This window comes from Nocardia sp. 852002-51101_SCH5132738 (assembly GCF_001665695.1).
GTDB lineage: Bacteria > Actinomycetota > Actinomycetes > Mycobacteriales > Mycobacteriaceae > Nocardia > Nocardia nova.
On the sequence record NZ_LZML01000119.1, the window covers coordinates 62,419 to 68,750 of the forward strand.

Here is a 6,332-nt window from a genome sequence, read left to right on the forward strand (position 1 = left end):
CGCCGCTATTCGACGGTGACCGACTTCGCGAGGTTGCGTGGTTTGTCGATGTCGTAGCCGCGGGTCTGCGCCACCTCGGCGGCGAAGATCTGCAGCGGCACAGTCGACAGCAGCGGCTGGAAGAGGGTCGGGGCGGCCGGGATCTCGATCAGATGATCGGCGAACGGGCGGACCGTATCGTCGCCCTCCTCCGCGATCACGATGGTGCGGGCACCGCGGGCCTGGATCTCCCGGATGTTGCTGAGCAGCTTCGAATGCAGCACCGCGCGTCCCTTCGGGGAAGGCATCACCACGATCACCGGCAGACCCTCCTCGATCAGCGCGATCGGGCCGTGCTTGAGCTCACCGGCGGCGAAACCCTCGGCGTGCATATAGGCGAGCTCTTTGAGTTTGAGCGCACCCTCCAGCGCGACCGGATAGCCGACGTGGCGGCCGAGGAACAGCACCGTCGACTGATGCGCGAACCGGCGGGCGATCTCGCGCACCTGCGGCGCGGTCTCGAGCACCCGCTCCACCAGCTTCGGCATGGCCTCCAGTTCACCGAATTCGCGAGCCACCTCGTCCGGATACTTGGTGCCGCGCGCCTGCGCGAGGGCAAGGCCCACAAGGTAATTCGCGGTGATCTGGGCGAGGAAGGCCTTGGTCGAGGCAACCCCGATCTCCGGGCCGGTGCGGGTGTAGACCACGGCATCGGATTCACGCGGAATCTGCGCGCCGTTGGTGTTGCAGATGGCGAGCACACGCGCCTTCTGCTCCTTGGCGTGACGCACCGCCTCCAGCGTGTCGGCCGTCTCACCGGACTGCGAGATCGCGACGACCAGCGTGGACCGGTCGAGGACCGGGTCGCGGTAGCGGAATTCACTGGCCAGCTCCACCTCGACCGGAACCCGGGTCCAATGTTCGATCGCGTACTTGGCCAGCAGTCCGGCGTGATACGAACTGCCGCAGGCCACCACGAACACCTTGTCGAATTCGCGAAGTTCCTGATCGGCGAGGCGCTGCTCGTCCAGCACGATGCGGCCGTTGTCGAAATGGCCCATCAGCGTCTCGGCCACCCCGGCGGGCTGCTCCTCGATCTCCTTGAGCATGAAGTAGTCGTGGCCGCCCTTCTCGGCGGCGGCCAGATCCCAGTCGATGGTGAACGGCCGGGTCCGCGCGCCCTCGGTGGCGCCGGCGAAGTCGGTGACCACATAGCTGTCCGCGGTGATCACCACGGCCTGGTCCTGACCGAGCTCGACCGCTTCGCGCGTGTGCTCGATGAACGCCGTCACATCCGAGGCGATGAACATCTCCCCCTTGCCCACACCGACCACCAGCGGCGTCGAGCGACGCGCGGCCACGATCGTGCCCGGATGATCGGCATGCGTGAACACCAGTGTGAACGCGCCCTCGAGCCGGCGCAGGACGGCCAGCGCACTGCCGACGAAATCACCGGCCGTGGGTCCGGCCGCGTAGGCATGGGCAACCAGGTGCACCGCGACCTCGGTGTCGGTATCGCTGCGCAGTTCGACCCCGGCCTCCTCGAGTTCGCGCCGCAGCGGGGCGAAGTTCTCGATGATGCCGTTGTGCACGACCGCGACCCGGCCCGCGAGGTCACGGTGAGGGTGCGCATTGCGGTCGGTGGGCGCGCCGTGCGTGGCCCACCGCGTATGTCCCATACCGGTCGTACCGGCGAACGCGGCGGGACCGGCCTCGGCCAGCTCGGCCTCCAGATTGGCCAGCCGACCGGCCTTGCGCTCCACCGCGATAGTGCCCGCGCCGTCCAGGATCGCCACGCCCGCGGAGTCGTAGCCCCGGTACTCCATGCGGCGCAGTGCGTCCACGACGACGCCGAGCGCGTCCCGGTACCCGACGTAGCCAACGATTCCGCACATGGTGTCCCAGCCTACTTGGGCCGCGTGGACACGCGAATCGGCCTGCTATCGAAGCAGGTGGGGGCGTGTCCGGGCCGCTCCGCTCGTGACAGTGCCGCATTCCGGGCGACTCTCGGTAGAGTTCACCCCCGTGTCGGTGTCTGTGAAATCGCTTCTGAGCATTCTGACCAGCCCTGGTCCGCACCGGGTGATGCGCGGCAACCTCGGCATCGCCGGGCAGCCCGGCGTGGTGTTCACCCCCGAAGAGGGCCACAACCTGCCCGCGGTCGTCTTCGGACACGGCTGGCTCGCCGGCGCCGGCAACTATCGCCGACTGCTCGAACACCTCGCGTCCTGGGGTTTCGTCGCCGCCGCACCCGACACCGAACGCGGCCCGCTGCCCTCGCACCTGAATCTGGCCACCGACCTGCTGACCACGCTCGACATCTGCGCGGGCGTGCGGCTGGGCACCGGCGCGCTCAGCGTGCACCCGGACAAGCTCGCCCTGGCAGGGCACGGGATGGGCGCGGGCGCCGCCGTCATCGCCGCCTCGCAGCGCAAGGTCGGCGCCGTGGCGGCCCTCTACCCGGCACCCACCGCCCCGAGCGCGGAAGCGCTGGCCGCCCGGATCGACACCCCGGCCCTCATCGTCGCCGGCGGTGTCGACATCTCCACCGGCAACTGCACCGCGCAGGCCCTCGCCACCGCCTGGGGCGGGCCGATGTCGCTGCGCACCGTCGACAAGGCCACCCACAACGGCATCGTCGAGGGCCGCCGCGCTCTCGCCGCGCTCGGCGCCGCCAAGTACGAACCCAAGACCGAACGCATCACCCGAGCCCTCCTGGTCGGCTACCTCAGCTACCAACTCCTGGGCGACAAGAAATATCAGCCCTTCGCCGACCCGGAAGCCGACATCCCCCACACCTCGGCCGTCGACCCCGAAGCCACCGAAGAGCCAGAGCCCGAACACGTTTCGCCCTTGCAGCTCGTGCAGGTAGCCCGCGCCCTGCGCAAGTAGAAGGCCGTCGCCCGGGAGCGCACGAGAACGGTGGGAACCGATTGTCGCCGGGCCGCGTCGGATATGTTGACGGCTGGTTTTCGACGGAGGGGTGGACAGATGGCGGACGCCGAGCAGGAGGCCGCGCGGGCGCGGAACGAGGCGTTGCGACTGGAGGTCGATTCCCTTCTGGCGACCTTCGAACAGCAGAAGCGCGAACTCGCCGACGTACAGGAGCGGTTGGCCGCCACGACCGCCGAGGCCTGGTCCGCGGACAATCTGGTCCGGGTCGTCGCCAATGTCGCGGGCGTGGTGGTGGAGGTCCATCTGGAGCCCGAGGCGTTCAAGCGGTCGACCCCGGAGAAACTCGGCAGGTCGATGGCCGAGGCCGCACAGGCCGCGGCTCGCCGGGCCGGCGAGTTGTCGCAGCAGGCGCTGGCACCCATCCAGGAGGTCGCCGGTGACGTGCCCGACCTCTCCGACATCCTCCCGGGTGCGCCCAGCATCAAGGACCTGATGAACACGCTGCTGCCCGATCCGGCGGGAAGCGCACCGGCGCAACAGGGCTCGTCGGAGCCGGGGGCGTTCGACGACGAGGACGAGGACGACTACTACCGCAACCGCGGCTACCTGCGGGGGGAGCGATGAGCGCGTTCAAGGTCGATCCGGCCGCTCTGCGGGCGACCGAGCCCCGGTACAACGACGTTTCGGACCGGGTGATCACCGCGGTGCAGAACCTGAAGCGGATCGTCGAGGCCGAGGGCCAGTGCTGGGGTGACGACGAAATCGGCGAGAAGTTCGCGAAGGGGTACGTCGATCCCGCCGGTAAGGCCGTCACGACCGGCAGTAATCTCGGCGCGATCCTCACCAGCATGGCGGGCAATATGCGCTCCGCGGCCGAAACGCTGCAGGCGCAGGACCAAGCCAACGCCGGTGCGATCGCCCAGACCCAATTCTGATTCCGCGCCGCACATGGGTATCGAAATCCCCACCGAACTGCAGTGGGTCGCGAAATATGTTGTGGGTGCCGGTGATTGGCCCAAGGGTGACGAGACCGCGATGCGGCGGCTCGCCCACGGCTGGGACCAGCTCGCCGACGCCCTGACCGAAATTCAGACCGACGCGGGTTCGGTCACCACCTCCGCTTTGGCCGCCGTCGACGGGAAGACCCACGAGGCGATCAAGGAGTTCTGGGATCAGGTCGCGGGCGACAAAGGCCTGTGGCCGGGGCTGATCGAGGAAGTCAAGGGCCTGAGCAAGGACCTCGACGACACCGCCACCGATATCGAACATACGAAATACGTCATCATCGCGACCCTGGTGATCTTCGCGATTCAGATGATCCAGGCGATCGCCACGGCATGTACGGGTATCGGCGCCCCCGCCGCCGCGGCGGAGGAGGCTGCGGCGCAGGTCGCCGCGCGCCTGACCATCCGCCAGATCATCAAGTGGCTGATCCAGAAGATCTCCACCCGGGCGCTGGCCAAAGCCGCGATCATCGGTGTGGCGCAGGGCGCCGGTGTCGACGCGGGCGCCAGTCTGCTGCAGATGGCGCAGGGTAAGCGCGGTGGTTTCACCGGCGAGGAAGTGAAAGGGCTGTTCGCCGAGAGCGTTTCAGGCGCTGTCGGTGGTGCGGTGGGCGCGAAACTGGGCTCCGACGGGCTGGCCAAGGGCCTCGTCGACAAGGCCGGGTCGACTGCCGGAAAGTTCGCCGCGCGCACGGCCGCCGATGCTGTCGGTGGCGCGGCCGGATCGGTCGCCGGAACCGCCGCGAGCGTCCCGTTCGGCGGGAAATTCGAGGTCGACCCGACCACGCTCGCGACATCGTCGGTCGCCGGCGCGGCTCAGGGTGCGCTCGGCCAGGTGCACGAAGGGCGGACCACGCCCGCGAGCCACGAATCCGGAACGACGGACGCCAGGGAGGCTGACAGTTCTGATTCCGCTGCGGGACAGAATCATTCGAGTGGTACGCACGACAACTCGACCGGCACGCCTTCGAATGACGGAACGAACCCGGCGCGGCCGGGACCGTCGTCCCCAGCGCACGACAATGCACCCGCACCATCCCCGGCTCACGATGGCCCGCCGGCCGGTCCCACACATGTCGGCGACACCAGCGCACAGCCGTCGCCCCACACCTCGGAGCCCGCGCCCGCCGGCACCGAGACCGGCACGACCGGACACAACACCGATTCGGCGCCCGCACCGGACCGAACCGCCCAGCCGGATCACGGGAACGGACCTCCGCAACATACGGAAAACACTGCGCCGCAACACGACACGCCGACGACGGATGGGGCGCCGGCGCCGCACACCGCCGGCACGGAGAACGGGCCGTCCGGCCATCCCGCACCGGTGGAGCATTCCGTTCCCGAGCAGTCACCGCGCCCCGGGTCGAGCCTGAACTGGGACACCGACTCGCCGGCACCCGCCGGGACCACACATCCGGGCGCTTCCGAGACCTCGTCGCCCTCCCACGACACACCGCCGGGCACCCCACCGGCGCCGGACCATGCCACACCTCAGCATCCGGATGCGAGTTCGCCCCCACATGATGCGCCGACGACGACTCGGCCGGGATCCGACCAGCCGGGCTCACCGCATTCGGATCCGGCGACGCCGCCTTCCGCTGCGCACCCCGATTCCCCTGCGGCAGCACCGGATCCGTCGCGACACCCGGATGCCGGAACGCCGGTGGGCCGACACGAGTCACCATCACCGCAACCCGATCCGGCACAACCCACGGCAACGCCACACGGCAGTTCGGTCGACCCGGCCGCAGTGCCGCACCCCGGCGGCGATCGGACGCCGACTCCGGCCGAGGACACCCCGGCAACCACACACGCCGCGACCGCCGACACCCCCGCTGCCACGACGCCGTCGGCGGCCCCCTCCATGGGGTCGCTGGGATCTCTCGGTTCCGCCGGTGGTGAAGGCACGCATCGCCCTAACACTCCGGCTCACACCCCGACTCACGCGGATACACCGCACTCCGACCCCCGATCGGCAGGCCCGCACATCGGGCCCGAGACCGCGTCGCGCCCGGACAATTCCCGTGCCCCGCGCGACAACGCGCGACCCGACACTACCCCGGCGAGCAGGACCGAGTCCCCGCGTCCGGCGCCATCCGCGCCGCGCACGACGGCCCGCCCGGAGCCTGCTCGTCACGCACCCGGCTCGACCGCCGCCGACCACGCTCCGGCCCGCCTCCGACCGGAGCCGGCCCGCACTCCGGAGCCGAGCCGCACACCGGTTTCGCATGACCGAAACGGGCACGCGCAGAACAGGAATACCGCCGAACCGGCTGTCGAACGACCGTCCGACGCTGCGAATGATTCGGACCCTCGAACTCCGAACGGAACTCGGAACGGGTCACCTGAGTCGGCCGATGCGCCGGGTCGTGGTTCCGCACACCCGGGTGCCGCGGAAACCCCGGCCCACCGAACCGGCGAGCAACACCCGACCGACGATGCGATCGCCGC

At 69.6% G+C, this 6,332-nt stretch carries 4 protein-coding genes and 1 pseudogene; 4 read left to right on the forward strand and 1 reads right to left on the reverse strand.

The genetic code is table 11. The features are described 5' to 3' along the window. Window positions 1-5: 5 nt before the first annotated feature. Window positions 6-1,874: a glutamine--fructose-6-phosphate transaminase (isomerizing) gene (gene glmS / locus A5789_RS17780; RefSeq protein ID WP_064901762.1), complete on the reverse strand. Its 1,869-nt coding sequence runs from the start codon at window positions 1,872-1,874 to the stop codon at window positions 6-8. Between the two features lie 130 nt (window positions 1,875-2,004). On the opposite strand from glmS, the gene A5789_RS17785 reads away from it, so the two are divergent. The 4 genes and pseudogenes from A5789_RS17785 to A5789_RS17800 all read left to right on the forward strand — a co-directional run. Beyond that, complete coding sequence (locus A5789_RS17785) at window positions 2,005-2,871, forward strand: dienelactone hydrolase family protein (protein ID WP_064901769.1); 867 nt, start codon at window positions 2,005-2,007, stop codon at window positions 2,869-2,871. A 99-nt stretch (window positions 2,872-2,970) separates the two neighbouring features. Then, entirely contained in the window at window positions 2,971-3,498 is a 528-nt protein-coding gene (locus tag A5789_RS17790) for a YbaB/EbfC family nucleoid-associated protein (RefSeq protein ID WP_064901761.1), read from the forward strand. Continuing rightward, a complete protein-coding gene (locus tag A5789_RS17795) occupies window positions 3,495-3,809 on the forward strand; it encodes a WXG100 family type VII secretion target (protein WP_063012630.1) in 315 nt (104 codons plus the stop codon). The genes A5789_RS17790 and A5789_RS17795 overlap by 4 nt, the downstream gene beginning before the upstream one ends. A gap of 13 nt (window positions 3,810-3,822) precedes the next feature. Beyond that, window positions 3,823-6,332, forward strand: a pseudogene (locus A5789_RS17800) (hypothetical protein); the annotation flags it as partial.